Annotated in this window: 25 protein-coding genes; 11 read left to right on the top strand and 14 right to left on the bottom strand. The window is 67.9% G+C overall.

Annotated features, from left to right (window positions below; genetic code table 11):
* Positions 1–212, top strand: a 212-nt coding sequence (locus GV792_RS26065) for a PLP-dependent transferase (protein ID WP_175584809.1), incomplete at its 5' end; no start/stop codon positions are given.
* Positions 209–1357, top strand: a complete 1149-nt coding sequence (gene metX / locus GV792_RS26060) for a homoserine O-acetyltransferase MetX (protein WP_175583089.1) — start codon at positions 209–211, stop codon at positions 1355–1357. The genes GV792_RS26065 and metX, both read left to right, overlap by 4 nt.
* A 40-nt stretch (positions 1358–1397) precedes the next feature.
* Here the strand turns inward: metX and GV792_RS26055 are convergent, their stop codons facing one another.
* On the bottom strand, positions 1398–1781 hold the full coding sequence (locus GV792_RS26055; protein WP_163827426.1) for a winged helix-turn-helix transcriptional regulator: 384 nt from the start codon (positions 1779–1781) through the stop codon (positions 1398–1400).
* Positions 1782–1849: 68 nt separating this feature from the next.
* On the opposite strand from GV792_RS26055, the gene GV792_RS26050 reads away from it, so the two are divergent.
* Positions 1850–2497: a nitroreductase family protein gene (locus tag GV792_RS26050; protein WP_163827424.1), complete on the top strand. Its 648-nt coding sequence runs from the start codon at positions 1850–1852 to the stop codon at positions 2495–2497.
* Positions 2498–2534: 37 nt separating this feature from the next.
* Here the strand turns inward: GV792_RS26050 and GV792_RS26045 are convergent, their stop codons facing one another.
* Complete coding sequence (locus GV792_RS26045) at positions 2535–2780, bottom strand: DUF3017 domain-containing protein (protein ID WP_175584819.1); 246 nt, start codon at positions 2778–2780, stop codon at positions 2535–2537.
* Positions 2781–3105: 325 nt separating this feature from the next.
* On the opposite strand from GV792_RS26045, the gene GV792_RS26040 reads away from it, so the two are divergent.
* Positions 3106–3570, top strand: coding sequence for a tRNA (cytidine(34)-2'-O)-methyltransferase (locus GV792_RS26040; protein ID WP_163827420.1), 465 nt, complete (start codon positions 3106–3108; stop codon positions 3568–3570).
* A 21-nt stretch (positions 3571–3591) separates the two neighbouring features.
* On the opposite strand, the gene GV792_RS26035 is transcribed toward GV792_RS26040, so the two are convergent.
* The 4 genes from GV792_RS26035 to GV792_RS26020 are packed head-to-tail and all read right to left on the bottom strand — an operon-like array spanning position 3592 to position 8854.
* Positions 3592–3822 carry a DUF167 domain-containing protein gene (locus GV792_RS26035; RefSeq protein ID WP_163827418.1) on the bottom strand — a complete coding sequence of 77 codons (231 nt, stop codon included), beginning with the start codon at positions 3820–3822 and terminating at the stop codon, positions 3592–3594.
* Positions 3779–4756, bottom strand: coding sequence for a DUF4349 domain-containing protein (locus tag GV792_RS26030; protein ID WP_163827416.1), 978 nt, complete (start codon positions 4754–4756; stop codon positions 3779–3781). Before GV792_RS26030 ends, GV792_RS26035 begins: the two co-directional genes overlap by 44 nt.
* 44 nt (positions 4757–4800) lie before the next feature.
* Positions 4801–8370 carry an error-prone DNA polymerase gene (locus tag GV792_RS26025; protein WP_218581218.1) on the bottom strand — a complete coding sequence of 1190 codons (3570 nt, stop codon included), beginning with the start codon at positions 8368–8370 and terminating at the stop codon, positions 4801–4803.
* A 28-nt stretch (positions 8371–8398) separates the two neighbouring features.
* Positions 8399–8854: a hypothetical protein gene (locus GV792_RS26020; protein ID WP_175583088.1), complete on the bottom strand. Its 456-nt coding sequence runs from the start codon at positions 8852–8854 to the stop codon at positions 8399–8401.
* A gap of 143 nt (positions 8855–8997) precedes the next feature.
* Between GV792_RS26020 and GV792_RS26015 the strand changes: the two genes are divergently transcribed.
* Positions 8998–9975 (top strand): SDR family NAD(P)-dependent oxidoreductase, encoded by a 978-nt coding sequence (locus GV792_RS26015; protein ID WP_163827414.1) that lies wholly within the window; start codon positions 8998–9000, stop codon positions 9973–9975.
* A 29-nt stretch (positions 9976–10004) separates the two neighbouring features.
* On the opposite strand, the gene GV792_RS26010 is transcribed toward GV792_RS26015, so the two are convergent.
* The 3 genes from GV792_RS26010 to GV792_RS26000 form a co-directional block, all read right to left on the bottom strand.
* Complete coding sequence (locus GV792_RS26010) at positions 10005–10760, bottom strand: alpha/beta fold hydrolase (RefSeq protein WP_163827412.1); 756 nt, start codon at positions 10758–10760, stop codon at positions 10005–10007.
* Between the two features lie 121 nt (positions 10761–10881).
* Entirely contained in the window at positions 10882–12450 is a 1569-nt protein-coding gene (locus tag GV792_RS26005; protein WP_163827410.1) for a DNA polymerase Y family protein, read from the bottom strand.
* A 27-nt stretch (positions 12451–12477) separates the two neighbouring features.
* A complete protein-coding gene (locus GV792_RS26000) occupies positions 12478–13233 on the bottom strand; it encodes a hypothetical protein (protein WP_163827408.1) in 756 nt (251 codons plus the stop codon).
* A 354-nt stretch (positions 13234–13587) separates the two neighbouring features.
* On the opposite strand from GV792_RS26000, the gene GV792_RS25995 reads away from it, so the two are divergent.
* Positions 13588–14712 carry a serine/threonine-protein kinase gene (locus GV792_RS25995; RefSeq protein WP_163827406.1) on the top strand — a complete coding sequence of 375 codons (1125 nt, stop codon included), beginning with the start codon at positions 13588–13590 and terminating at the stop codon, positions 14710–14712.
* Positions 14713–14840: 128 nt separating this feature from the next.
* On the opposite strand, the gene GV792_RS25990 is transcribed toward GV792_RS25995, so the two are convergent.
* Together GV792_RS25990 and GV792_RS25985 are read right to left on the bottom strand one after the other, a co-directional pair.
* Entirely contained in the window at positions 14841–15476 is a 636-nt protein-coding gene (locus tag GV792_RS25990; RefSeq protein WP_163827439.1) for a response regulator, read from the bottom strand.
* Between the two features lie 113 nt (positions 15477–15589).
* Positions 15590–17053 (bottom strand): PspC domain-containing protein, encoded by a 1464-nt coding sequence (locus GV792_RS25985; protein WP_375154475.1) that lies wholly within the window; start codon positions 17051–17053, stop codon positions 15590–15592.
* Positions 17054–17200: 147 nt separating this feature from the next.
* On the opposite strand from GV792_RS25985, the gene GV792_RS25980 reads away from it, so the two are divergent.
* The 3 genes from GV792_RS25980 to GV792_RS25970 all read left to right on the top strand — a co-directional run bounded on the left by GV792_RS25980 (position 17201) and on the right by GV792_RS25970 (position 19341).
* The gene (locus tag GV792_RS25980) at positions 17201–18835 is read left to right on the top strand and encodes a PspC domain-containing protein (RefSeq protein WP_163827404.1); all 1635 of its coding nucleotides are present in this window, start codon (positions 17201–17203) and stop codon (positions 18833–18835) included.
* Positions 18828–19046, top strand: coding sequence for a hypothetical protein (locus tag GV792_RS25975; RefSeq protein WP_163827402.1), 219 nt, complete (start codon positions 18828–18830; stop codon positions 19044–19046). Before GV792_RS25980 ends, GV792_RS25975 begins: the two co-directional genes overlap by 8 nt.
* A 139-nt stretch (positions 19047–19185) precedes the next feature.
* Positions 19186–19341, top strand: a complete 156-nt coding sequence (locus GV792_RS25970; protein ID WP_163827399.1) for a hypothetical protein — start codon at positions 19186–19188, stop codon at positions 19339–19341.
* Here the strand turns inward: GV792_RS25970 and guaA are convergent, their stop codons facing one another.
* Positions 19342–20916 carry a glutamine-hydrolyzing GMP synthase gene (gene guaA / locus GV792_RS25965; RefSeq protein WP_375154351.1) on the bottom strand — a complete coding sequence of 525 codons (1575 nt, stop codon included), beginning with the start codon at positions 20914–20916 and terminating at the stop codon, positions 19342–19344.
* 99 nt (positions 20917–21015) lie between these two features.
* Here guaA and GV792_RS25960 point away from each other — a divergent pair, with 99 nt between their 5' ends.
* Positions 21016–21822, top strand: a complete 807-nt coding sequence (locus GV792_RS25960; protein WP_163827397.1) for an alpha/beta fold hydrolase — start codon at positions 21016–21018, stop codon at positions 21820–21822.
* Positions 21823–21830: 8 nt separating this feature from the next.
* Here the strand turns inward: GV792_RS25960 and GV792_RS25955 are convergent, their stop codons facing one another.
* Together GV792_RS25955 and guaB are read right to left on the bottom strand one after the other, a co-directional pair.
* Positions 21831–22991 carry a GuaB3 family IMP dehydrogenase-related protein gene (locus GV792_RS25955; RefSeq protein ID WP_163827395.1) on the bottom strand — a complete coding sequence of 387 codons (1161 nt, stop codon included), beginning with the start codon at positions 22989–22991 and terminating at the stop codon, positions 21831–21833.
* Positions 22992–23383: 392 nt separating this feature from the next.
* The gene (gene guaB, locus GV792_RS25950) at positions 23384–24928 is read right to left on the bottom strand and encodes an IMP dehydrogenase (protein WP_163827393.1); all 1545 of its coding nucleotides are present in this window, start codon (positions 24926–24928) and stop codon (positions 23384–23386) included.
* A gap of 234 nt (positions 24929–25162) precedes the next feature.
* Here guaB and GV792_RS25945 point away from each other — a divergent pair, with 234 nt between their 5' ends.
* Positions 25163–25576, top strand: a complete 414-nt coding sequence (locus GV792_RS25945) for a DUF5319 domain-containing protein (RefSeq protein WP_036533470.1) — start codon at positions 25163–25165, stop codon at positions 25574–25576.
* Positions 25577–25729: the final 153 nt, after the last annotated feature.

Genomic DNA, 25729 nt, shown 5'->3' with positions numbered 1-25729 from the left:
ACGCCCTCACCCTGCACTCCCACGTCGCCAACATCGGCGACGTCCGCTCCCTCGTCATCCACCCCGCCTCCACCACCCACTCCCAACTCACCCCCCAACAGCAGCTCGCCGCAGGCGTCACCCCCGGCCTGGTCCGCCTCGCCGTCGGTATCGAAGGCATCGACGACATCCTCACCGACCTGCGCGCGGGATTCACGGCGGCGGCGACGTGACCGTGAGCGCCGACCACAGAACCGCCCGTGTGACGGCGGCCGAGTTGCCACCGCCGGACGGACGGCTCGGCATCATCGCCGTCGGGGATATCGCGCTGGAGAACGGCGAGACCGTCCCCGACGTACATCTGGCCGTGCAGCGCTGGGGTGAGCTGTCACCCGAACTGGACAACGTGGTGCTGGTGGAGCATGCCCTGACCGGCGACTCCCATGTGGTCGGCAGCCCCGATGACATCCATCCGCAGCCCGGCTGGTGGGACGGCATGGTCGGTCCCGGCGCGCCGCTGGACACCGACGAGTGGTGTGTCATCGCGACGAACGTGCTCGGCGGCTGTAAGGGCAGCACCGGCCCGTCCTCGGCGGCACCCGACGGGAAACCGTGGGGCTCCCGGTTCCCCGAGATCTCCATTCGCGACCAGGTGACCGCCGAAGCCGCGCTGCTAGACAAGCTCGGAATCGAACGGTTGGCCGCCGTCGTCGGTGGGTCGATGGGCGGCATGCGCGTCCTGGAGTGGATGGTCGGCGCACCCGCACGGGTCTCGGCGGCGCTGGTGCTCGCGGTGGGCGCACGCGCCACCGCCGACCAGATCGGCACCCAGACCACCCAGATCGCCGCCATCCAGGCCGATCCGGAGTGGCAGGGCGGCGACTACCACGACACCGGCCGTATTCCGACCGCTGGCATGGGCATCGCCCGGCGCATCGCCCATCTGAGCTACCGCACCGAAGGCGAACTCGATCATCGCTTCGAAAACCACGCCCAGGGTGATGAGGATCCGTGGCGCGGCGGGCGATACGCGGTGCAGAGTTACCTCGAATACCAGGCCGAAAAGCTGTGCAAGCGTTTCGATCCGGCCACCTATGTGCTGCTGAGCGAGGCCATGAACCGGCACGATGTCGGTCGCGGACGCGGCGGTATCGCGGCGGCGCTGGCGAGCACGCCGGTGCCGTGCGTGGTCGGCGGCGTCGACTCCGACCGGCTGTACCCGCTCTACACCCAGCAAGAACTGGCCGACGGGCTGCCCGGCTGTCAGGGCCTCGAGGTGGTGCACTCCCGCGACGGACACGACGGCTTCCTCACCGAGGCAGCGGCGGTGTCCAAGCTGCTGATCCAGACCATGAACCTGGCCCGCAACGCGCGATAGGTCCGCCGTCCGGGCCGATTCCGGCACACCCCGGCGGTGATCAGCTCGGATCCACAGCAGCGCGGCGAGCTGCCTCGATGCGGTTGATGTTGGTTTCGATCCAATCCCGTAGTGCGGCGATCGGCGTGCGGAGGCTGTGCCCCAGCTCGGTGAGGGTGTACTCGACCCGAGGCGGCACCGTGGGATACACGGTGCGCGTGACGAATCCGTCGGCCTCCAACTGACGCAGGGTCTGAGTGAGCATCTTCTGCGAGATGCCTTCGATCCGGCGGCGCAGATCGGTGTAGCGCAAGGTGCCGTCGGCGAGCGCGTCCACGATGAGCACTGTCCATTTGCCCGCGACATGATCGAGCACTTGCCTGGTAGGGCATTTGGCCGAGTACACATCGGCCGGCAGCCCTGAGTCCGCCAAATATGTGGGCACAAAATTAGTGTAACGCACTTATGAGTGCCTTCTTCCCAAAAGAGAGTAACTATCGAATAGTTGTCTGCATGAACAAGCAGCCACTTTCTGTACCCGAAGCCATTCGCACCCGTCGCACCGTGCGCCACTACCGCCCCGAACCCGTACCGCAGCCGCTGCTGGACGAACTACTGGATCTGGTGATCGAGGCGCCGACGGCATGGAACATGCAGGATCGGTCGATCGTGCTGGTCACCAGCGAGTCCACCAGGAATGAACTGTCGGCCGCGGCATTCGGTCAGCCGCAGCCGCGGGAGGCACCGGTCGTACTGGTATTTGTCGCCGAGACCGCGGCCTGGGAGTCGCGGAACACCGACATTGCCGAGACCGCTACCGCCAACGGGGCCTGGAACGCGGAGTTCCGGACCATGTTCGAATCCCGCGCCGAATTCCACGACCTGGACCGGCGCGGCCTGATCCGGGAGAACTCGGTGAAGAACGCGATGATCGCCGCCGGCTACGCGATGCTGGCCGCGACCAGTCTCGGGTTGGCCTCGGCGCCGATGAACGGGTGGGACCCCGACCTGGTGAAGAAGGCCATCGGCATCGAGGCCCGGCCTGATCTCGCCATCGCGGTACTCGTGACCCTCGGCTACGCGGCTGCTCAACCGCCACATCCGGGTCGGCGCCATCGGGATCGGATCGTGTTCCCGGAACGCTATCCGGCCACGAGCTGACACGGCCTGCGCCCCTCGACCGTCGAGGGGCGCAGCGCTAGCTCACGCCGAGGGTGTTGATGGTGGCGGCGATGAAGACGATCGAGCTGCCGAGCAACGTGAGCGCACCGACGTCGAACGGTTTGCTGCGCACCGCGAGCAGGCCGACCCGCGCGGTAGGCAGGCACAGCCGGAACGTGGCGGCCAACAGTGTGGCACCGCCGAAGAACAGCGCACCGCGCCGCCAGCGTTCCGAGGCCACGAACACGATCGCCACCAGGATGACCAGCGCGACGATCACCATCGGCAGGTGACAGCGCCAGAACTGCGTCGCCCAACTATCGCCGGGCCGTCGTTCGGCGGTCGGGGCGTCGGCGTCGGTCACGCCCTCGATTGTTGCAGACCTCCCACCCCGAGCGAGCGCTGGACAGCGCAACGCCTTTCGGCCGACGCTACCGGCGCCTATGCGACCACGGCGACCCCCTCGACCTCTATCAGATGCTCAGGCATGAACAACGCCGCCACACCGACCAACGTCACCGCGGTTTCCTGCGGTGCACCACCCTGCTCACCGTCGGGCCGACGACCCGGGTGATCAGCCTGCAGGGCACCCGCACAGAATGGTGGGCGTGTTCCGACTGATGTTCCATGAGCCGTGCATTCCGCCGAATACCGGGAATGCGATTCGGTTGGCGGCGGGGACGGGATGTGAGCTGCATTTGATCGAGCCGTTGGGGTTCGATCTGTCCGAGCCGAAGTTGCGGCGGGCCGGGTTGGACTATCACGACCTGGCGTCGGTGACGGTGCATGCGAATCTGGCGGCGGCGTGGGAGGCGATCCGACCGGAGCGGGTGTTCGCGTTCACCACGCAGGCGAATACGCGGTTCACCGATGTGGAGTATCGCGTGGGCGATGTGCTGCTCTTCGGGACCGAGCCGACCGGGCTGCCCGAGGAGGTGCTCGCCGACCCGCACGTCACCGAACTGGTGCGGATTCCGATGCTGCCGGGACGGCGGTCGATGAATCTGTCGAACTCTGCGGCGGTAGCGGTGTATGAAGCGTGGCGCCAGCACGGATTCCCCGACGCGGTGTGACGGCAGGCAGAGGCAGCGAGTTCAGTTGTCGATCTCGAAGCGCTTGTGACGGGACGTCGCGCCGGCCGCGAGGCGGATCGCGCTCTTCGGCACGCCGTAGTGCTCGGCGAGCAATTCGATCGCGGCCTTGTTGGCCTTGCCTTCCACGGCGGGCGCACGGACGTAGAGCTGCACCGTACCGTCGTCCAGGATTTCGACGAGCGGGCCCTTACGGCTGTTCGGTTTTATCGTCGCCCGAACCGTCGTCGGCACTCGATTCTCCTGTTGTGGCAGTAGCTTTCCCAGCTTCGGACTCGGCGGGCGTCCTGGTCGCGGCCGCTGTCGTGCCGCGCGGGCGGCGCACCAACCGCACGATCACCCAGACGACGGCACCGATCACCGCGACGAAGCCGATCCACGGGACCGCCTTGCCGAGGAAGACGACAGCGTCTTTCAACCAGTCGACCAGTGAGTTCCAGCCGGAGACGATGCCGTCCCAGAAGTTGGTGGGCCCGTCGTCGGAATCGGTGTGCGTGCTGGAGATCTCGATGGTCAGCGTGGACAGCGCGATCTGATCGTCGAGCAGCCGTTTCTGCGCGGTGAGGCTGTCGAGATCGGCCTGACGGCTCGACAGCGCCTGCTCGGCGGCGAGCAGGTCGGCGGTATTGGTGGCTTCGGCCATGAGGACCCGCAGCCGGTCGACCGAAGCCTGCAGGGCGCTGATGCGCGCGTCGAGATCCTGCCACTGCATGGTCACGTCATCGCGGTTGGTGCTCACCTCGGTGACCTCACCGATATCACCGAGACCGGCGATGAAGGCGTCGGTGTGCTCGGCCGGAATCCGGACGGTGAGCCGGGCACTGGGATCGCTGTCGCCGGTGCCGGGACGTTCGGTGCGACTGTCGACCCGGCCCTTCAGCGTGGTCACCTGAGCCGTCACCTTGCCCGCCGCATCGACCGGGTCGGCGGAGGTGATCTCGACCTGGCCGGTGATCACTTCCTTACGGTCGGCGTTCGTTTCGCCGCCGGTGTCCTGTTCCCTGGCGGGTGCCTGTTCCCGGAAACCCGGGGTCGCCGCTGGGGCCTGCATGTCCATGGACGCGCGTCCGCTGGTGGTCGATTCACCCGCGTCGTCGTCATCGCCGCAGCCGCCGAGCAGCAGGGCAAGGCCGAGCAAGGCGATCAATAGCACCGCAAGCTTCCGCATGGTCGCAGCGTAGCGGCTCGTCTCGGTCACGACACGCTTCTCGATCACCGGAAGTCGCGAGACTTGGCTGCCATGCGCAGATCCAGGTGTTGTAGATGCTCGGCGAGCACACTCACCGCACCTTCGGCGTTCTGGACCCGGCCGCGGATGATCAGTGCCGTTGCGCTCTGGGCGAGCCTGCGGTGGCGGGTCCACAGGCCCACCGAGCAGACGATATTGACCATGCCGGTCTCGTCTTCCAGATTCAGGAACGTGACACCGGCGGCAGTGGCAGGCCGCTGCCGGTGGGTGACGGCTCCGCCGACGAGAACCCGGGAACCGTCGGGAACCGACAGCAGTCGGTCCGCGGGGATCACGCCCATCGCGTCGAGCTCGGCACGAAGGAATTCGGTGGGGTAGCTGCCGGGCGAGATGCCGGTGGCCCAGACATCGGCGGCGGCCAATTCCAGCGCGCTCATTCCGGGGAGAGAGGGGGCGGCGGTGGCGGCGACCATGCCGGGCAGGCGATCCGGACGTTCGCCCGCTGCGGCGCCCGCTGCCCACAGGGCGGTACGCCGCAGACTGCTGTGTGCGCCGGGCGTGTCGGCCGATGCCGGCTTGGGCGCGCCTCCCTCCGCCGAGGTCGCGGTGGTGATGCTGTCCAACGCACCAGCGGTCGCCAGCGATTCCGCCTGGCGGACGGTGAGTTCCACTCGCCCGGTCACATCGAGGAGCGAGATATAGGGTCCGCTCTCCTGCCTGGCGGCGACGATTTTCGCGGCGAGCTCGTCGCCGATGTAGCGGACCGCGGCGAGCCCGAGCCGCACCTGGGTGCCGCGCTGTTCGAGGGTGGGTTCGGCACGGCTGGCATTGATATCGGGGCCGTGCACCACGACACCGTGCCTGCGGGCATCGGCCACCAATGATTGCGGTGAGTAGAAGCCCATCGGCTGGGCACGCAGCAAACCGGCGCAGAAGGCGGCCGGATGATGCAGTTTGAACCATGCCGAATAGAACACAAGCGCGGCGAAGCTCTGCGAATGACTTTCCGGGAAACCGAAATTCGCGAAGGCATACAGTTTCTCGTAGATGCGATCGGCGACCTCACCGGTGATGCCGTGCAGATCACGCATGCCCTGGTAGAGCCGCGCCTTGAGCCGCTCCATACGTTCGGGTGACCGTTTGGACCCCATGGCGCGACGCAATTGATCGGCTTCGGCTTCGGTGAATCCGGCGACGTCGACCGCTATCTGCATGAGCTGTTCCTGAAACAGCGGTACGCCGTAGGTGCGCTCCAGCGTTTTCTCCAGCGAGGGATGGTCGTAGTTCCACTTCTCTTTCTTGTTGCGGCGGCGAATATACGGATGCACCGAACCACCTTGAATAGGGCCGGGCCGGATCAGCGCCACCTCGACCACCAGGTCGTAGAACACACGCGGTTTCAGCCGGGGCAACGTGGCCATCTGAGCGCGCGACTCCACCTGGAACACGCCGATCGAATCGGCGCGCGAAAGCATGTCGTACACCGCGGTTTCGGTGAGATCGAGGGTGTGCAATTCGACGGTGATGCCTTCGTGTTCGCGCACCAGATCGATCATGTAGTGCAGCGCGGAGAGCATGCCGAGGCCGAGCAGATCGAATTTCACCAGTCCAGCCGCGGCGCAATCGTCCTTGTCCCACTGCAATACGCTGCGTCCCGGCATCCGCGCCCATTCCACCGGGCACACATCGGCGATGGGGCGATCACAGATCACCATGCCGCCGGAATGGATGCCGAGATGCCGTGGCAGGCCCTCGATATCGGCTGCCAGTTCCAGCACCCGCTCCGGGATATCGGTGCCGGTTTCGGCGCCGACACCGCTCCAGCGACTGACCTGCTTGCTCCACGCGTCCTGCTGGCCGGTCGAGAAACCGAGCGCACGGGCCGCGTCACGGACGGCTGATTTACCGCGGTAGGTGATCACATTGGCCACCTGGGCGGCGTATTCACGGCCGTACGCGGTGTAGACGTGCTGGATCGCTTCCTCGCGGCGATCGGATTCGATATCGATGTCGATATCGGGCGGACCGTCGCGCGCGGGTGACAGGAACCGTTCGAACAACAGGTTGTTGGCGACCGGGTCGACATTGGTGATGCCAATGGCGTAGCAGACCGCCGAATTGGCCGCCGATCCCCGGCCCTGGCACAGGATGTCGTTGTTCTTGCAGAACATCACGATGTCGTGCACCACAAGGAAGTAGCCGGGAAACTTCATCTCGGTGATCACCGCGAGTTCGTGCTCGATCTGCCGGTACGCGGCTGGGTTGCGCTGTGGCGTTCCGTAGCGTTCGGCAGCTCCTTTGAAGGTGAGATCCCGCAGCCAGGAATCCTCGTCGTGCCCTTCAGGCACCGGGAACGGCGGCAACTCCGGCGCGATCAGGTGCAGGTCGAAGGCGCATTCGCGGGCGAGGGCGACCGCGTTGGTGATGGCCTGCGGACAGTCGGCGAACAACCGCGCCATTTCCGCACCCGACCGCAGATGCGCGCCGCCGGTGGGGGCCAGCCACCCCGCGATCTCGTCGAGGCTGCGCCGGGAACGGATCGCGGCAAGTGCCATGGCGCGATGCCGCTGGGCCGGGGAGGCGAAATGCGCGCCGGTGGTGGCGACGACGGGCAGGTCGAGCCGCTCGGCCAGCGCGATGAGATGGGCGTTGCGTTCGTCGTCGGCGGGGAGCCCGTGGTGGGTGAGTTCGACGCTCACCCGGTCGGCGCCGAAACGATCGACCAGATCACGCAGCGCCGCTTCGGATCGCGCCAACTCCCCTCCCGCCCGCAGATCCTGTTCCAGCGCCTGCCGCAGCTGTCCCTTCCGGCATCCGGTCAGGATCTGCCAATGCCCGCCCGCCGCCGCGGTGAGGGTGTCCAGGTCGTAGCGCAGAATCCCCTTCTCTCCCGCGGCCATATGCGCCGCCGCGATCTCCCGCGACAGCCGCCGATACCCCTCCTGCCCCCTGGCCAGCACCAGCAGATGCATCCCCGCCGGATCCGGTTCCCCCGTCCGCGCGACGGAGTCGGGTGCATCGGCATGTCCTGTCGCGATTCGGCCTGCCGGTTGCAGTGCCGGCGACACCGCTTCTGGCGGTGAGGAATCCGCCGAAGTGTCCGGATCCGTCGCATCGACCGGCCGAAGTGTTCGCGGCCGAGCCTCTGCCGGACTTGCCGACCGCGATGGTTGTGGTTGTGCGGTCGGCGCTACCGATTCCGGTGCGACGAGGGTCAATTCGGCACCGTAGACGGTGGCGATGCCCCATTCCCGTGCGGCTTCGAAGAAGCGGACCACGCCGTAGAAGCCGTTGTGGTCGGTGAGGGCGATGGCTTCGAGACCGAGGCGGGCCGCCTCCTCGACCAGTTCTTCCGGCTGGCTCGCCCCGTCGAGGAAGCTGTAGGCCGAGTGCGCGTGCAGTTCGGCATAGGGCATGACCGGGCCGAGGGGGCGCTCCTCGCCCTCGGCCAGGTACTCACCACGTTTACGCGACCACGCCGGGCTGTCGCCACCGTCGCCCGGATACATCGACTCCGGGTCGTGCCTGCCCGGCCGCCCGGACAGGACACGCTCCATCTCCGACCAGCTGGGCGGTCCATTACTCCAACCCATGGCATCGTCCCCACATCACGGACGCCGATCAGCTCGCCTTGAGCCGTTCGGTGGAGCCGGCGTCGAGCGCGCCGGACACATGATCGAGCCCGGTGCGGATCACCTGGCCGTAGGCATCATTGGCGAGCACCTCGAGATGCCCTTTGGCGAGTGCCAATTGCATTCGGGCAGAGTCGAAATCGCCGACGCGGCGGTGACTGTCGGCCAGGTTCAGATACAGCGAGGGCAGGAACCCGCGCATACCCTCATCCAGCGGACTGCCCGGCGCGAACACCGCCGCGAGTGCGCGCTGATCCCACAGCAGCGCCTCCTCGGCCGTCTCCACCACATCGGCCAGATGATGGGCGATCACGCAGCGATGTAGCGGATCACCGTACTCACCGAGCTCCTCCCACAGCGTGTGCAACGCACGCCGTGCCACTTCCTGGTCAACGCCGCCGAGCCGCACCGCGGCATAGATATCCGCCATCCGATCGTCCGTCATGGCTCAATTATCGCACATATGTTCGATTGATTTCGAGTGTTCGAACACGTCGCGTCGATGTTCTTCAGATGTGATACAAACCACTTGGCATCGAACTTACTTCAGAGTAAGTTCGGTGCCGACAGACCTGCGAAGGAGCAGCGATGACCCGAGCCGACGACGCCGACGCACGTGAACAGATCCGGCGCAATCAGCGCAATCGCGACCTCACCGGACGACATGTCCTGATCACCGGCGCCTCCTCCGGTATCGGCCGGGCGGCAGCGCTCGCCGTCGCCGACAAAGGCGCCGTGGTGTTACTGCTGGCCCGCCGCGCCGACGAACTCTCGACCGTGGTCGAGGAGATCCGCGCCACCGGCGGCAGCGCCTACGGATACCAGTGCGACGTCACCGATTCCGAGTCGGTGGACCAGGCGGTCAAGGCGATCCTCGACGAGCACGGCCACGTCGACATGCTGGTGAACAATGCGGGTCGCTCCATCCGGCGCGCCATCCACCGCTCCACCGATCGCCTGCACGATTTCGAACGCACCATGGCGGTCAACTACTTCGGCGCGCTCCGGATGACCCTCGCCCTGCTACCGCAGATGCGCGAGCGCAAGTTCGGTCACATCGTCAATATCAGTAGCGCGGGCGTGCAGGTCGCCACTCCCCGCTTCGCGGCCTATCTGGCCAGCAAAGCCGCCTTGGACAAATTCACCGAGGTGGCCGCAGTGGAAACGCTGGCCGACGGCGTCACCTTCACTACCATTCACATGCCGCTGGTGCGGACCCCGATGATCACCCCCAGCGGCAATCAGGGCCCGTCCGAATCCCCGGAGTGGGCCGCGGCCACCATCGTGCGCGCGCTCAGCGAACGCCCCAAGCGCATCGACGTCCCGCTCGGCACGCTGGCCGAATACGGCGGCATCGTCACCCCGAACCTGCGCGACCGCATCCTGCACCGCTACTACCGCGCCCTGCCCGACTCCCCCGCCGCCCGCGGCGAACAGGACGACACCCCCGAACCCACTGAAATCGTTGCCCCACAACCGAACACCCGACCTCGCTCGGCTGCCCGCAAGGCCACCGGCGCCGCCCTTCGCCGCGCCGCCCGCTGGGTTCCCGGCACCCACTGGTGATCCGGCGAGTCGGTCGGCGGCTGCGGTTCTCAGTGACCGAGGAACGGCAGTACGGCGGCGGCGAATTCGCGGTAGCGGTCGCGGTGGATGCTGTGCCCGCAGGTGAAGGCGGTGACCGAACAGTCGGGCACCGAGGTGCGCATGATCTCGAGTTTGTCCGGATCGACCATGCCGCCGGGGCCGCCGCGCAGGACGAGGGTCGGGGCGGTGATCTCGGTGAGCCGCTCCCACCACTCCGGATGCGGTTTGCGGAACTGTTCGAGCGCGGTCCGCGTCATCGACCGGTCGAAGGCGAGCACCGCGCGGGGATGGCGGAGCAGACTGGAGGTGGCATGCCACAGCTCCGGGATACTCGGCAGCCTGCGCGTGAGCGTGAGTTCCTCGGTGCCCGACCGCAGCGGCAGCGGGCATTCCTCCATGACAAGGCGACGAACCAGGCCCGGTCGTTCCTGCGCGATACACGACACCGCGTAACCGCCGAGTGAATGCCCGACCAGGTCGACCCGGTCCAGTTCGAGGGACTCACACAGCCGCAGCACATCGTCGCCGAACTCGCCGAACAGATAGGACTCGGTATGCGCGCTGCGACCGTGTCCACGCAGGTCGGGAATGATGACCCGGCGTCCCGCCCGCACCAGTTCGCGGGCGAACCGATCCCAGGTGTGGCCGTCTCCGCCCATACCGTGCACCAGCACGACCGGGACATCGTCGACCGCGACCGCCCCGGAGTCCCGGTAGGCGATCAGCACGTCGCCGAGCGCGACCCTGGCCGTCGTCAGATCCACGATTTTCGAGGGTACCGGCGGGTAGCGGGCGAAGGGCGATGATCTGCCACACACCGGTGGCGCACCAGCGACCTGTCAGCGGAAAGAAATGGACCGTCCACGGAGGCGGCGAAACGGCACCTCATTCGTAGAGGCCTTCCACATGCCAGCTCCCCTCGCGGGTGATGAGCAACAGGGTGTGGGGTCCGGGTAGCTCGACTTGGACGCGAGCAGCGGGTGCGGATCCCGAGGCCCACCAGAGCTCGTCCATCGGCCACGGACCCGCCCATGCGGTCAGCTCCCAGTGTTTGCCGCCCCAGCGCAGCCGGGTGGGGGTCGCGCTGAACAGGCCGCGATCGGTGACGTGTACCGGGACACCACCGGCGGATTCCAGTCGGACCTGCGGACGGTTCATCATGAGCACCGCGGGTGCCGGTTCGGGCAGACGACCCGGCCAGGGCAGCGCGGGATCGGTGGCGGGCACCTGTTCGTCGCCGAGGGCGACCATGGTGATCCGTTCGGCGGGTCCACGACCGCCGCTGAGCACGCCGACCTGCACCGCCGCACCGCCGAGCAGCCCCTGTACCCGGACAAGGGCGCGCATCGCCCGTGCGTCGGTGCCGCCCGCATCACCCCATAGACCGAGCTGGAGGGCGGCGGCCGGGATCACCTCGACCGGTTCAAGCCGCAGCAGGGTGATCGGTGCGGTGGGTCCGCCGGAGCCACCGGTGTCGCGGTGGGTGAGCCAGCCGTCCAGTTGCCAGCGCACCCGGTCGGCGACTCCGTCGGCGCTCAGCGGTTCCGCACAGCGCCAGATCCGGGTGAGATGTTCACCGGCGGCAGTCTCGGCGAAGACCGCGAGTCTGGTACAGGCCACCGCCGCAGCCGAGAGGGCGGCATGGGCGCGGGTGGCGAGCAGGCGACCGGCGAACGCGGCGGCGTCGACGCGGTCGATCGGCGGATCGCAGCGCAATTCCACCGTCAGGTTGCGCGGCGGCGTCCGCGCGGACGGTGGGCGTTCGGGCAGGGCGCGGGCGCAGCGGTGCGCCGCGATGGCGTCGGTGCCGAATCGGGAAGCGACCTGCGTCGGGGTAAGCACAGCGAAATCGCCCACCCGCCGCAGACCGAGCCGATGCAGCAGATCCACCAGATCGACGCGTTCGGGCGCAGCCAACGCCGGTTCGACGGCGAGTTCACCGATCGGCAGCGCCGCAAGGAATTCGGCACCCGCACCCGGCGCCACGATGGTGGCGCGCCGCGCCGCGAGTACCGCCGTTGACAGTTCGTCGGCGATCCCGATCTGAGCTTCGGCGCCTGCCGCGGCCACCACATCCACGAGGCGTTCGGCCGCGGCTTCCTCGGAACCGTAAAACCGCGCCGCACCGCGCGCACCGAGGATCAGCAGCCCCGGTCGCAGCACCTCCACCCCGGGCACCGCAGCGTCTACCGCGGCCACTACCGGCTCGAACAGGCGCGCATCCCGATCCGGATCGGCCTGTGCGATGAACAACTCCGGACAGCGCGCCTGCGCCTCACGCCGACGCAGTCCGCGCCGCACCCCGTCGGCCCTGGCGATCGCCGAGCAGGCCACCACCTTGTTCGCCGATAACACCGCCACCGGCCGGTGGGCGGGCACCTTCCCCAGTGCCGCCGCCGCGACCGCAGGCCAATCCGGGCACCACACCGCGAGTACCCGGGCTCGGCGTGTCATGGGCTGCGCCCTGCTGGCGCGGCACACTCACGATGCGGTTTCACGCACATCGTTGGTCGATTCGCTTGCGGTGGTACTTGTTTCGCGGGACACCCATTCCATCCGGCCACCGCGCGGGCGCAGGGTGATCCGACCGTTGCGCGGCAGCGATGAGCGACCGGCGACCTCGACGTCGAGGGAGATGGAGTCGAGGCGGCCGCGGCCTGCGCCGAGTCCGGTGTAGCCGGCGACCCGGGCGCCAAGACGTAGGGAGGGTGCGGGCCAGCGCCCTTCGGTGACGATCAGCGTGGCGCCCTTGTTGCGGGCGCGGGCGGCGATCACTCTGGCCCGGGCGGGGGCGACGGCTCGGTCACCGAGGCCGAGCAGCACAAGGTCGAGCCCGTCGAGCAACACCGCGGCCACCTCCAGCGGGTCCGGCCCCGGGTCGGCGACGACGGCGAGGCGCTCCAGCCGCGCCCCCATTTCCGCCGCGGCGAGCAAACCGAGGCGCGGCATACCGACCACCGCCGCATGCCCGCCACCCGCGGTGACCGCGGCCAGCACACCGGCGAGCAGCGATCCCGCCCCGGTGTAGGCCACCACTGACCCCCGCACCACGCCGCCGTCGGGCAGGAGTTCGGCGAGAGCCGACGGGACGGGCAATGTCTCCCGAGGTGTTCCTTCCGAGGTGGGCGGCCGTACGACAGCGGATTCGCCACGCCCGGGCACCGCCGCCATTTTGCGCCGCAGTTCTGCCAACTCCTGCGCCGTCGCGCGCCCCGCCCCTCGCGAATCCGAACCCATCACACTCACCTACCTCCACGGATGGACTCTGCTCCGGGCACAGCCGCCGGAGCCGACAACGGCACCCACCGGGCCTGGCCCGGCGAGCATCGCGGTACGGCGCGCATCCGGCGCCGACCACCAGCACTCCCCGCCGCACGCATGCCGCCGGGGCGTCTCGACAGTCCAGCACCGATCCAGCTATCGATCACTATCGAATATACGTTCGATCGACTCTCAGTAGAAACCCGCCCCTGAAATCCGTCAAGCCCGCGCCGAACGCAACCGCCCTGCCGTCGCCGTGACCACTGTCACGGCAGCGAACTCCCGGCCCGAATCCGGCCAGCTACCACGGAATTCGGCTAGTCTCGCACCATGATCGATCGTCCCCGTCCCAACGTCGGCCCGGATTATCTGGTGGCCGGTCGCTACCGTCTGCAGTCGAAACTGGGTGGCGGCGGTATGGGCGCGGTATGGCTGGCGACCGACCGGCTGCTGAACCGCGATGTCGCCATCAAGCAGGTGCTGACCACGGCAGGGCTCGATGAGGACGAGGCGAACCGGATCCGCGAGCAGATCATCCATGAGGGCCGGGTCGCGGCCAAGCTCTCCCATGAACACGCCATCGCCGTCTACGACGTGGTACTCGAGGCCGGTGAGCCCTGGCTGGTGATGGAACACCTACCGTCGCGCAATGTGGCCAAGGCGCTCGGGCTGGTCGATACGCTCCCGCCGATCGAGGTGGCGCAGATCGGCGCACAGGTCGCCGATGCGCTGGCCGCGGCGCATGCCGTCGGCATCGTGCACCGCGATATCAAACCCGGCAATATCCTCGTCGCCGACCGCGGGCCAGGCGTCGGGATGGCCAAGCTCAGCGATTTCGGCATCTCCCGCGGTTCGGGTGAGTCCGCCGACGAACCGGACGGTGTCATCACCGGCACTCCCGCCTATCTGCCGCCCGAGGTGGCCCGAGGCGCCCGCCCGACCGAGGCCAGCGACGTGTTCTCCCTCGGCGCCACGCTCTACACCGCCGTCGAGGGCCAGCCGCCGTTCGGCTTCGACGACGACAGCGGCGCCGTCGTCGAGCGCGCGGCCATGGCGCAGATCATTCCGCCCAGCCGTAGCGGTGTGCTCACCCAGGTGCTGCTGCACATGATGGAACCGGCGCCGCAGCGTCGGCCAACCATGGCCGAGGCCAGGGACGAAATCCTCACCGCAGCATTCGGCCCCGGCACCGGGCCTTATATTCTCGGCGCCCCGGTACGTACCGAGGACGGCACCATTCCGGCGTGGGCGGCCCGTAATTCGGCGTCGGGGCTGCGTAGTCCGCTGTCGACGCCGCTACCGCGCCGCACCCAGCCCACGCAGGCGCCGGTCGCACCCGCCCCGGCACCGCTGGGCGCCAAGCTACCGCAGCCGAGCAACGCGCCACTCGCCATCGCTGTCGGTCTGCTGATCGGGTTGGTCATCATCATCGCCGTCATCGTCGCGGTGATGTAAGGCGCCCACCACACCTGTCGTGTCAGCGCACTGAATACAACGGCCGGTCACACATCGTTTTCGAGCGAAGCGAGACCGAGCATCGAGTTCGCCACGCCGCGGGCGGCGCAAATCCAACACAGCGCCAACTAATCGATCCGCCTGCGGTGCGCCCAGCGGGTGAGCGCGTTCCGGTTGGACTGCTGGGTTTTGCGGAGCACGTTGGAGGCGTGGGTTTCCACGGTTTTCACCGAGATGAACAGGGTTTCGGCGATCTCACGGTAGGTGTAGCCGCGGGCGAGCAGTCGCAGCACCTCGAGCTCACGCGGGGTCAGCGAATCCAGTTCCGGATCCAACGGCGGTTCCGGGGCCGGGGATTTCCCGGTGAACGAATCCAGCACGAAACCGGCCAGCCGCGGACTGAAGACGGCGTCACCGCCCGCGACCCGGCGGATCCCGTCGGCCAGTTCGGCGCCGGAGATGGTCTTGGTGACGTAGCCGCGGGCACCGGCACGGATCACCGCGATCACATCCTCGGCGGCGTCGGACACGCTCAGGGCCAGGCAGACCGGGCCGTCTTCGATACCGGCCAGCACCGCGACACCGCCACCATCGGGCATGTGCACGTCGAGTAGCACGACATCGGGCCGGGCGTTGTTGATGCCCGCGACGGCCTCGGCGACTCCGCCCGCCTCACCGACCACCTCCATATCGGTTTCCCGGCTCAGTTCCGCCCGCACCCCGGAACGGAACACGGCGTGATCGTCGACGAGAAAAACCTTCACCGCCACCTACTTCTCCTTCACCGGACAGCCCGATCCGCCGTCACACAGTGTCCCGGTCGCCCGGAACAGTTCCATCGGTACCACAACGGCCGCGTACCGGCCGGATCGAGCCGTCAGCGTCGATCGGCTCGAACCGCTGGCACGATCGGCTGCGTTGCCGCGTCATCGCTTCGCACCCGATTCGTCTCGCGCGCCTGGCCAGTGTCGTTCGGCAACGGGGCGAACGGCACCGCGGCCCTCGGCGCATCGGGTTCACCCGCGCCCACATCATCGGTCGAACCGTCGCCCGGATCTGCGGACGATTCGTTCTCGATCCCGGAATCGTTGCGCGGCATGATGATCCGCACTTCGGTGCCTCGGCCGGGGTTGGACACGATTTCCACCTGACCTCCGCGCCGTTCCACCCGCCCGCGAATGGATTTGGCCAGGCCTTGCCGATCCGCGGGTATCTCGTCGACGTCGAATCCCACGCCACGATCACGGACGAACACACTCACCTGATGCGGTTCGGTCTCGGCGAAGAGGTCGATGTCGGGGACGCCCGCGTGTTTGGCGGCATTGACCAGCGCTTCCCGGCTGGCGCCGAGGACTGCGGTGAAATGCTCCTTCGGCAGGCCCGATCCGGTGTCGGCGATATCCATCGACACATCGCCGACGGTCACCGGCGTGACCTTCACACCGTGCTGGTCCTCCACTTCACCGGCAATGGTGCGCAGCGCAGCGGCCAAACTCGATTGCGCGGGCACAGAATCCTCGAACAGCCATTTGCGTAGTTCGCGTTCCTGGCTGCGCGCCAGCCGGACCACCTCATGCGGATCATCGGCCTGACGCTGGATGAGCGCGAGGGTCTGCAACACCGAATCGTGCAGGTGCGAGGCGATTTCCTCGCGTTCCTCGTTGCGGATGCGGGCGGCGCGTTCGGTGTTCAGTGCGCGCATCATCCGCAGCCACAGCGGCACCGACAGCAGTCCGGCACCGAGCAGGGTGACCGCCACCGCCAGCAGTGCCGAGCCGAGCGAGCCGATGTCGATGCGGGCAAGTACCACCACCGCGAGCCCCGCCACGATCAAGGTGATGCCAGCGACGATGCGCGACCATGTGACCATCGTCGGTTTCGCGGGCAGGCCGAGCAGTGATCGCGGACCGTCCGCGTCGTACTCGCGCCATACCAGCGCCGCACCGACGGCCACCGCGATCAGCGGGACGATGATCCGCGCCGCCGTCCCGCTGAACAACGCGGACATCGCCACCGACAGCCCGAACCCGAGCAACGCGAGCCCGATCGCCTGACGCCGCTCCTGCCCCGACGGCCGCACCTCGTCGGCACCGCCCGGTGTGAAGATCCACAGCATCGCGTACGCGACGATTCCCGCCCCCGCCAGCGCGGACAGCAGCACGAACGCCATCCGCACCTTGAACACGTCGACCCCGAGATGATCGGCGATCCCGCCGGCCACCCCACCGACGATCCGTCCACCCGATCGACGCACCAGCCGCATCCGGGCCGCCTCGACGGGTTCGCCCCCGCGCGCAGCATCGAACCCACGTGAGTCGAACGCCGGAACAGACGGATACATACTTCCGATACTGGCACGCCCCACCGACGGCCAGCCATGGGGAAACACCCTGAAATCCCTTCGCCGACTCTCGTCCATGCGGTTCAGGAGGATTTTCAGGGTGAACCCCGATGCGCAGGAGGCGCGCCTGGGCCGACCATGGATTCCATGACTAGGACGAGCTTCGGCGATCAGCTTCAGCAGATGTGGCGGACGCGGCCGGTGCGGTTGCCGCGGCGTGGGCCGATCGCGGGCGTCGCGGCCGGGTTCGGACAGCGCTACAACGTCGATCCGGTGCTGGTGCGGGTGGCGTTCGTGGTGTCGACGATCTTCGGTGGCGCCGGGATCGTGCTGTATCTGCTGGCCTGGCTGTTGTGCAGCGCGCAGGGCGATGAGACGTCGGCGGCCGAGTCGTTGATCGGTAAGGGACACAGCTCGCAGTCGCAGACCAAGACGATCGTATTGATCGTGGCCCTTGCCATCGCGGTGAGCGCGGTGGGGCCGATCGGGGTCGGGCTCGGCGGGTCCGGGGTGATCGGGCTGGCGGCCATGCTGGCCGGCTGGTGGATGCTGTTCATGCGCACCCCGGAACCACCGGCACTGGGGTTCGGCGAGGTCGACGGTGTCACGGGGACCGGGTACCCGGGCACCGCCCTCCCGCAGACCACGCCGCTGTGGACCGGCCAGGACACCTTCGAATCCCCCACCTACGGCCCCTACACGCCGTACACGAAACTGCCCGAGCGGTACGTGCCCGAGCAGCAGGTCGTTCTGCGGAAGGAGTCGAACGCACCCACCTCTCAGAGCGCGCCACCCGCAGCCGACTCGTCGCGGCAGACGCCTACAGATCCCGCAGCCGACTCCTCGACGGCGCAATCCGACCAGAACAGCACCGAGGTGCCGGAAATCGAACGTGCGACCGAGGTCATCGCAACCACCAAGGCCACCGAGGTCCTCGGTACCGGTGCGGGGGCCACAGAAGCCATCGACTCCAGCGCGAATGTCACCGACGGTGCGACGACTTCCCTCGACAAGGCGTCGAGCAGCACCGCTGAGGGGGCTGCCTCGCCCCGCGTCGAACCCGCAGTGCCCCGCACATCGAGCACCCTGCGCACCGGACCGCTCACCGCGAACCCCACCCCGCCCTCTTGGGATCCCCTCGGTGTGGCTCCGCTGGCCTGGGATCTGCCCGAACCCTCCCCGGCGAAGACTGTCGTCGCCCCGGAGCCGGAGAAGCCGCGTTCCCGGTTGACTCCGATGGTGCTCGGCCTGGCGATTCTGGCCGCCGCGGGCGCGGGTGCGGCGGCCGCGTCGGGAGTGGAGTGGATGACGCCGGGGCGGATTGCCGCGGTAGCGCTCGGCGTGGTCGGTCTCGGCTTGATCCTCGGTGCGTTCCTGCGGCGCGGCTACGGCCTGCTGGTGGTGACCGCACCGCTGGCCGGGTTCGTGGTGCTGGCCTCGATGATCGGGCCGGTCAGCTTCGACGGCGCCACCATGGGTGAGCGCACCTGGACCCCGCTGGCGACCGGCGATCTGAAGCCGGAGTACAGCGTCACGATGGGTTCGGGGACGCTGGATCTGCGTGAACTCGGCCTGACCGAGAACCGCACCGTCGACGTGTCGGTGCAAATGGGCGAGGCGATTGTGCTGGTACCTGAGAATATGAACGTCCGTGCCGACTGCACGGTGCGGATGGGCGACGCTCAATGCCCCGAGGGTCTGACCGGGCCCGGTGGCGACGCTCCCGTGCTCGACCTGAACATCGATGTCCGAGCGGGAAGTGCGGAGGTGCGCCGTGGCTGACAACCACACCGGCAACGCGACCGACAAGCGCCGCGGGCCCTCGTTCTCCCTGCTGATCGTCGGGCTGCTGGCGCTCGCCCTGAGCGTCTGGGCCCTGACCGGGCCGGTGTCCTGGCCCGCCGCCGGCGTCCTCTCGATCGGCTGGATCATCGTGGCGGCAGCCATCATCGTCGGGCTGCTGCTCGTACTCTCCCCACGTAAACGCCGGTAACACAACCTCATAGGAACGGCCCGCCCGCACCGGCGGGCTGTTCGCGTAGCACCACCGTCGCGGTCGGATCGAGAAGCCTTCCGCGGCAACCCGACTCGCACCGACCGACGCAGCCGAACCACGGCCGACAGGAGATCCGATGTCGCAGTACCGTTCCGAGCACCACGAACATCCCGAACACCCGCCGATCACACCCGACGAGCATCCACTCGAACCCACGTCCGCGGCACCGTCGGACGGCGTCCCACTCGGCCGCATCATCCTCGGCCGAGGCTGGCCCTACCGAATCGGCTGATCACTCCCACTCGATGGTGCCCGGCGGCTTGCTGGTCACATCCAGCACCACGCGGTTGACCTCGGCCACCTCGTTGGTGATCCGGGTGGAGATGCGCTCGAGCACCTCATAGGGCAGGCGGGTCCAGTCCGCGGTCATGGCGTCCTCGCTGGACACCGGACGCAGCACGATCGGATGACCGTAGGTGCGGCCATCGCCCTGCACGCCGACGCTGCGGACATCGGCGAGCAGCACCACCGGGCACTGCCAGATCTGGCGGTCCAGCCCGGCCGCGGTGAGTTCCTCACGGGCGATGGCATCGGCCTGACGCAGCGTGTGCAGCCGGTCCTCGGTCACCTCGCCGACGATGCGGATGGCAAGACCCGGGCCGGGGAACGGCTGCCGGGAAATGATCTCCTCGGGCAGGCCGAGTTCGCGGCCGACGGCGCGGACCTCATCCTTGAACAGCAGCCGTAGCGGCTCGACCAGCTCGAATTCCAGGTCCTCCGGCAGGCCGCCGACATTGTGATGGGACTTGATGTTGGCCGTGCCCGCGCCACCACCGGACTCCACCACATCGGGGTACAGCGTGCCCTGCACCAGGAACTCGACCTCGGGCACGACGCCATCGGCGCTGCTGTGCGCACCGACGACCTCCGACACCGCGTCCTCGAAGGACCGGATGAACTCCCGCCCGATGATCTTGCGCTTTTCCTCCGGGTCGGTGACGCCCTTCAGCTCGCCGAGGAACTGATCAACCGCGTCGACAGTGACCAACCGGGCACCGGTCGCGGCGACGAAGTCCTGCTGCACCTGCTCGCGCTCCCCTGAACGCAACAGTCCGTGATCGACGAAAACACAGGTCAGTCGATCGCCGATGGCGCGCTGCACCAGGGCACCGGCCACCGCGCTGTCCACACCGCCCGACAGCGCGCAGATGGCATGCGCGTCGCCGACCTGCTCACGAACCCGCTCGATCAGCGATTCGGCGATATTGGCAGGCGTCCAGGTGGACGGAATGCCCGCGATCTCGTGCAGGAACCGGCTCAGCACCTGCTGACCGTGCGGGGAGTGCAGCACCTCCGGGTGGTACTGCACACCGGCCAGCCGTCTGGCCGGATTCTCGAACGCGGCGACCGGTGCACCCGCGGTGGTGCCGGTGACCTCGAAACCGGCGGGAGCGTCGGTGACCGCATCACCGTGGCTCATCCATACCGGTTGGATGGTCGGCAGACCGCCGTGCAGCAGACCACCGTCGATATTGAGCTCGGTGCGGCCGTACTCGCGGGTGCCGGTGTGGGCCACCGTGCCGCCGAGCGCCTGCGCCATCGCCTGGAAGCCATAGCAGATGCCGAACACCGGCAGACCGAGGTCGAACAGCCGCGCGTCCAGCTGCGGCGCGCCCTCGGCGTACACGCTGGACGGTCCGCCGGACAGGATGACGGCCAGCGGCTGCTTCTCCGCGATCTCCTCGACCGAGGCCGAATGCGGGATCACCTCCGAGTAGACACTCGCTTCGCGGACTCGACGGGCGATCAGCTGCGCGTACTGCGCACCGAAGTCGACGACGAGGACGGGTCTCTGCGAATCTGCCACCCGAATAGTTTAGAGCTCGGCCATCACCGCTCTGACCGCAGCCCGCACCGCGGGCGAATCGCCCGACGCGTCCCCGGACTGCTGGCTATCCTCGACGTCGTGCCATTCGCCCGCGCGATCGATGCCGACATCCACTACGAGGACACCGGCGGCAACGGCCCACTGGTTCTGCTGGCACACGAATTCTTCATGGACCGCACCATGTTCGCCGAACAGATGGACGCGCTGGCGCCGGAGTTCCGCATCGTCACCTGGGACGCGCGCGGGCACGGCCACACCAGAGATCAGGGCCTGCCGTTCACCTACTGGACCGCCGCCCGTGACGCACTGACCGTGCTCGACCATCTCGGCGCCGAACGCGCCGTGGTCGGTGGCACCGCCCAGGGCGGGTTCACCGCATTGCGCACCGCGCTCATCGCGCCCGAGCGGGTTACCGCGTTGATCCTGATCAGCACCGAGGCTCATGGCCCGACACCCGAACAGTCAACGGCCACACAGCGTTTCCTGGCCGAATGGTACGACGACGGATCCCGTCCACGAGCGGTACAGCGCCTGGCGCACTGGCTCATCGGCGACCATGACCGACACCGCTCGGTGTGGACCGAGCGCTGGCTCACCCACGACCGGCACGGCATCGAAGTCGCCGCCGGCTGTCTGCTCGGCCGGGATTCGGTGCTGGACCGGCTGTCCGAGATCAGCTGCCCGGCCCTGGTCGTACACGCCAGCCACAGCGGCATCGCCCGGGAGCGCGGGAAACTCCTCGTCGAGTCGATCCCCGGTTCGACCTTCATCGAAATCGACGGCGCGCGGCTAGCGGTGACGATGACCCATCCGGATCCGGTCAATCACGCCATCCGTCAGTTCCTGCGCAGCCGCGCGGTCAGCACCGCCACCCGGCGCCGCTGATCGGGCGATCAGGCGCGAACGCTGAGCCCAACCTTCTGGAACTCCTTCAGATCCGAGTACCCGGCCTTCGCCATCGACCGGCGCAATCCGCCGACGAGATTGAGCGAACCGAACGGATCATCGGACGGACCGAACAGCACCCGCTCCAGGCTCGGCCGCACGGACTCCTCACCGTCGCCACCCAGATCCCACGGATCGTCCACATGCAGCATCGATCCACGCGGCACCGAAGGATGCGCTGCCGCCGACGGCCAGTACCAGCCACGACCCGGCGCCTCGGCAGCCGTTGCCAGCGGCACACCGATCATGGCCGCGTCCGCACCGCAGGCGATCGCCTTCGCCAGCTGACCCGACGCCGCGATATCGCCGTCGGCGATGACATGCACGTAGCGGCCACCGGTCTCGTCCAGGTAGTCGCGACGCGCCGCGGCCGCGTCGGCAATGGCCGTCGCCATCGGCACACCGATACCGAGCACCTCACCGGTGGTGGTCGCACCCGGGTAGGAGCCGTAACCGACGATGACGCCCGCCGCACCGGTACGCATCAGGTGCAGCGCAGTGCGGTGATCGCTCACCCCACCGGCAACCACCGGCACATCCAGCTCGGCGATGAAGGTCTTCAGGTTCAGCGGCTCACCATCGCCGACATGCTCGGCGGAAATGATCGTGCCGTGCACGACCAGCAGATCGATACCGGCCTGCACCAGCGCAGGGGTCAGCGCCTGGGCGTTCTGCGGGCTCACCCGAACTGCTGTGGTCACGCCCGCGGCCCGCACCTGCGCCACCGCGGCGGCCAGCAGATCCGGCTGCATCGGCGCGGCGTGCAGTTCCTGCAGGAACGCGATGGCCCGCTCGTAGCCACCCTTGGCGACCAGGTCGAGCAGCTGATCGATCTTGGCCGAGACATCCGCGTGCCGCGCCCACAGCCCCTCACCGTTGATCACGCCAAGACCGCCGAGCCTGCCGAGCTCGATCGCGAACTCCGGCGACACCAGCGCATCGGTCGGATGCGTGAGGAACGGGATCTCGAACCGGTAGGCATCCAGCTGCCACGCCAGCGATACCTGCTTGGCCGAGCGGGTCCGGCGCGAGGGGACGATATCGATATCGTCCAGCTCGTAGGTACGCCGAGCCGTCCGGCCCATCCCGATCTCGACCATGTCGCGCACTGTGCTCGCTCCTGTATCTAATTGCGGCGCCTGCGGCACCGCGTGTTCGCGGCCCCCGGTGTCTCGTGTTTCCGCGGCCGCTGCTTGCCTTCGGCGTGCGCAGCGGCCGCGGAACACGAGACGGGCCGCGAACGGGGCTCCTCGAGGTCGCCCCTCCGTTGTGTGGACTTGCGGCACTTTTGCATCGCAAGCTCGCGTCCGTGGGCAGGCCACGGGCAGGATTCTGTTTGTGGTGGATCCAGGCAATGTCGTGCCGTCACCGTCTACGAACGATACCCATCGTGACCAGATCCACTATTGCGGGCATGCCGACGCGACCCGGACGAATCGGATGCGAACACCGGGGCGAGCCAGACCGCGCCGATCGTGCCGTGCGCACAATCGGCTCCCCGTCAGCCGCGGCCGGTGTAGTTCGGCGCCTCGACCGTCATGGTGATGTCGTGCGGGTGGCTTTCCTTCAGGCCTGCCGCGGTGATCTGCACGAACTGCGCTTCCTGCAGGTCGGCGACGGACTGGGAGCCGGTGTAGCCCATGGCCGCGCGCAGGCCGCCGACGAGCTGGTGGATGACCTGATTGACCGGGCCGCGGAAGGGCACCCGCCCCTCGATGCCCTCGGGGACCAGCTTGTCCTCGGCGAGCACGTCGTCCTGGAAGTAGCGGTCCTTGGAGAAGGACTTGGCCTGGCCACGGCCCTGCATGGCGCCGAGCGATCCCATACCGCGGTAGCTCTTGAACTGCTTACCGCCGACCAGGATCAGCTCACCGGGCGATTCGGCGGTGCCCGCCAGCAGCGAACCGAGCATGACGGTGGACGCGCCCGCGGCGATGGCCTTGGCGATGTCACCGGAGAACTGGATGCCGCCATCGGCGATGACCGGAACACCGGCGGGCTTGCACACCGCGACGGCCTCCAGGATGGCGGTGATCTGCGGTGCGCCGACGCCGGCGACCACGCGGGTGGTGCAGATCGAGCCGGGTCCGACACCGACCTTCACCGCGTCCGCGCCCGCCTCGACCAGGGCCAACGCCCCGGCCCGGGTGGCGATATTGCCGCCGACCACCTGGATCCGGTCGCCGACCTCGGCCTTGACCTTGGTGACCATCTGCAGGACCTGCGCCTGGTGGCCGTGTGCGGTGTCGACCACCAGCACATCCACGCCGGCGTCGGCCAGGGTCATCGCCCGCGACCAGGCGTCCTCGCCCACACCGACCGCGGCACCCACCAGCAGCCGGCCGTCACGGTCCTTGGTGGCGTTGGGGTACTGATCGGTCTTGACGAAGTCCTTCACGGTGATCAGGCCGCGCAGCGTGCCCTTACCGTCGACGATCGGCAACTTCTCGATCTTGTGCCTGCGCAGTAGACCGAGCGCGGCCTCCGCGGTGACGCCCTCCTGGGCGGTGATCAGCGGCGCCTTGGTCATCACGTCGGCGACTCGGCGATCCTGGTCCACCTCGAAGCGCATATCGCGGTTGGTGATGATGCCGACCAGCGCGCCGGTCTCGTCCACCACGGGCAGGCCGGAGATGCGGAACCGCGCGCACATCGCGTCGACCTCGGCGAGCGTGTCGGTGGGGCGACAGGTCACCGGATCGGTCACCATGCCGGCCTCGGACCGCTTGACCGTCTCCACCTGGCCTGCCTGATCGGCGACCGACAGATTGCGATGCAGCACGCCCATACCGCCCGCCCGCGCCATCGCGATCGCCATCCTGGCCTCGGTGACGGTATCCATTGCCGAGCTGCACAGCGGGGTGCGCAGGCGGATCTCCCTGGTCAGCTGGCTCGAGGTCTCGACCGAACTGGGAATGAGATCCGACGCCGCGGGCAGCAGCAGCACATCATCGAACGTGAGGCCGAGCATGGCGATCTTGTTCGGATCGTCACCACCCGTATGAGGGCGGACAGCGCTTCGTTCGCCCGTTACGGGATTACTCATTCGGATCGACCCCTCCTGGACGTCGACAGTTCCGCGAAGGCCGAGGTAGCCGTGCGGACTGTTTCATGGGATGGACTGTGCGGATCTGACACCGCCGACGGGTTGTCGGGTACGCGTCGGCGCGTTTCACCTATGGTATCTGTCCGGTGGAACGCGCCATCAAGTGAGGCCGTTGCCGAAACTGGCGGCGCGCATAGCTGGCGCAGACCGCCCTGTTCTGCGTACCGTGGGGATGTGCGTGACCATCTACCACCTGGCTTGCCGCCGGATCCATTCGCCGGAGACCCCTCCGACCCGTCGGCCGCGCTCGATGCCATCGAGCCGGGCGAACCGCTGGATCCTCATGAGCGCCTCGCGGTCGAGGAAGATCTCGCCGACCTCGCAGTGTACGAAGCACTACTCGGCCATCGCGGCATCCGCGGCCTTGTAGTCAGCTGTGAGGACTGCAGGCAGGATCACTACCACGACTGGGACATGCTGCGCGCCAACCTGCTTCAGCTACTGGTCGACGGAACGGTCCGCCCGCACGAGCCGGCCTACGATCCGACACCCGAGGCCTACGTCACCTGGGATTATTGCCGGGGCTACGCCGATGCTTCGATGAATGAGGCATTCCACGGCGACGGCTTCGACGGTTTCGACAGCTGATCCCTTCTCGGTCGGCCACAATCGGTCCGCCCCTTCGGTCCACCGCACGAATACGCAACGCGGAGACCATGAGCGCCGCTTCGTCACGTGCGCGACATCATGATGTGTGGCATATCACCACACTTCCCACGGCATGGAATAACGGCCGGATAA

The sequence above is a fragment of the Nocardia cyriacigeorgica genome (assembly GCF_010868145.1).
GTDB lineage: Bacteria > Actinomycetota > Actinomycetes > Mycobacteriales > Mycobacteriaceae > Nocardia > Nocardia cyriacigeorgica_D.
Note: the sequence above shows the minus strand (reverse complement) of the source record. Positions and strands in the feature narration are given on the sequence as shown.

What these genes read in the sequence shown, in the direction of transcription:
- GV792_RS26050 (WP_163827424.1), top strand. Translation starts at nt 1,850, where the DNA reads ATGAACAAGCAGCCACTTTCTGTACCCGAAGCCATTCGCACCCGTCGC.
- GV792_RS26045 (WP_175584819.1), bottom strand. Translation starts at nt 2,780, where the DNA reads ATGGTGATCGTCGCGCTGGTCATCCTGGTGGCGATCGTGTTCGTGGCC.
- GV792_RS26030 (WP_163827416.1), bottom strand. Translation starts at nt 4,756, where the DNA reads ATGCGGAAGCTTGCGGTGCTATTGATCGCCTTGCTCGGCCTTGCCCTG.
- GV792_RS26025 (WP_218581218.1), bottom strand. Translation starts at nt 8,370, where the DNA reads ATGGGTTGGAGTAATGGACCGCCCAGCTGGTCGGAGATGGAGCGTGTC.
- GV792_RS26020 (WP_175583088.1), bottom strand. Translation starts at nt 8,854, where the DNA reads ATGACGGACGATCGGATGGCGGATATCTATGCCGCGGTGCGGCTCGGC.
- GV792_RS26015 (WP_163827414.1), top strand. Translation starts at nt 8,998, where the DNA reads ATGACCCGAGCCGACGACGCCGACGCACGTGAACAGATCCGGCGCAAT.
- GV792_RS26005 (WP_163827410.1), bottom strand. Translation starts at nt 12,450, where the DNA reads ATGACACGCCGAGCCCGGGTACTCGCGGTGTGGTGCCCGGATTGGCCT.
- GV792_RS26000 (WP_163827408.1), bottom strand. Translation starts at nt 13,233, where the DNA reads ATGGGTTCGGATTCGCGAGGGGCGGGGCGCGCGACGGCGCAGGAGTTG.
- GV792_RS25995 (WP_163827406.1), top strand. Translation starts at nt 13,588, where the DNA reads ATGATCGATCGTCCCCGTCCCAACGTCGGCCCGGATTATCTGGTGGCC.
- GV792_RS25985 (WP_375154475.1), bottom strand. Translation starts at nt 17,053, where the DNA reads ATGTATCCGTCTGTTCCGGCGTTCGACTCACGTGGGTTCGATGCTGCG.
- GV792_RS25980 (WP_163827404.1), top strand. Translation starts at nt 17,201, where the DNA reads ATGACTAGGACGAGCTTCGGCGATCAGCTTCAGCAGATGTGGCGGACG.
- GV792_RS25970 (WP_163827399.1), top strand. Translation starts at nt 19,186, where the DNA reads ATGTCGCAGTACCGTTCCGAGCACCACGAACATCCCGAACACCCGCCG.
- guaB (WP_163827393.1), bottom strand. Translation starts at nt 24,928, where the DNA reads ATGAGTAATCCCGTAACGGGCGAACGAAGCGCTGTCCGCCCTCATACG.